The following is an 898-nucleotide window of genomic DNA, read 5'->3' as shown; positions in this document are numbered from 1 at the left end:
GCATTGCGCTGGCGCTCGCGGCCGAGGGCTGGCAGGTGGCGGTGCACTACCGCGCGTCGAAGCACGACGCCATGCAAACCGCGGAGGAATGCGCGGCGCTGGCGCGCACCAGCGCCGCGTTCGCCGCCGATTTTCAGGACGAGGCCGCGGTGCGCGCGCTGCTGCCCCGGGTGATCGGGCACTTCGGCCAGCTCGACGCGGTGGTCAACAGCGCGTCCCTGTTTGAGCACGACGATGCCCGGAGCTTTGGTTTTTCCGCGCTCGAGAGGCACCTGCGCAGCAACGCCGCGGCCCCCGTGATGCTGGCGCAGGCGCTGCACCAGCATCTCGGCGAGCGCGCCGCAGCGGGCGATTGCGCGGCCCGGGGCGTGGTGGTGAATCTGCTGGACCAGAAGCTCTGGAACCAGAACCCCGATTTCATGAGCTACACGCTCTCCAAGGCCGCGCTCGAGGCCGCGGGCACGATGCTGGCGCTGGCGCTGGCGCCGCGCGTGCGCGTGGTCGGCGTGGCCCCGGGCCTGACGCTGGGCAGCCAGCTGCTCAGCGCCGAGCGCTTTGCGCAGTTGCACACGCTGAGCCCGCTCGGCCGCTCCTCCACCCCCGAGGACGTGGCCGCCGCGGTGCGCTTTGCGCTGGAGAACCGCTCGCTGACCGGAACCACGCTGCTGGTCGACGGCGGCCAGCACCTGATGAAATTCGAGCGCGATTTTTCGCTGATGTGAGCGCAGGTGCACGGACCCATTCCATGACCCACGCTGCCGGCACCCGGACCCTCACGCTCAGCGGCCTGCGCTTTGACGCCAACCTGGGAATCCTGGACCACGAAAAAACGGCGCCCCAGCCGATTCAGGTGGACGCCGAGCTGCGCCTGGGCGTGCACCCCCTGGCGCCGCGCGAC

The 898-nt window shown here is 70.7% G+C and carries 2 protein-coding genes; both read left to right on the top strand.

Annotated features, from left to right (window positions below; genetic code table 11):
* Positions 1 to 2 precede the first annotated feature (2 nt).
* Positions 3 to 722, top strand: coding sequence for an SDR family oxidoreductase (locus VTU_RS0121375; RefSeq protein ID WP_010108587.1), 720 nt, complete (start codon positions 3 to 5; stop codon positions 720 to 722).
* Positions 723 to 745: 23 nt separating this feature from the next.
* Positions 746 to 898 (top strand): dihydroneopterin aldolase (locus tag VTU_RS29245; RefSeq protein ID WP_010108586.1); only part of this gene is annotated, 153 nt, incomplete at its 3' end.

The sequence above is a fragment of the Verminephrobacter aporrectodeae subsp. tuberculatae At4 genome, assembly GCF_000193225.1.
In the GTDB taxonomy this organism is placed as follows: Bacteria; Pseudomonadota; Gammaproteobacteria; order Burkholderiales; family Burkholderiaceae_C; genus Acidovorax; species Acidovorax aporrectodeae.
This window is presented reverse-complemented; position numbering and strand designations above follow the sequence as displayed.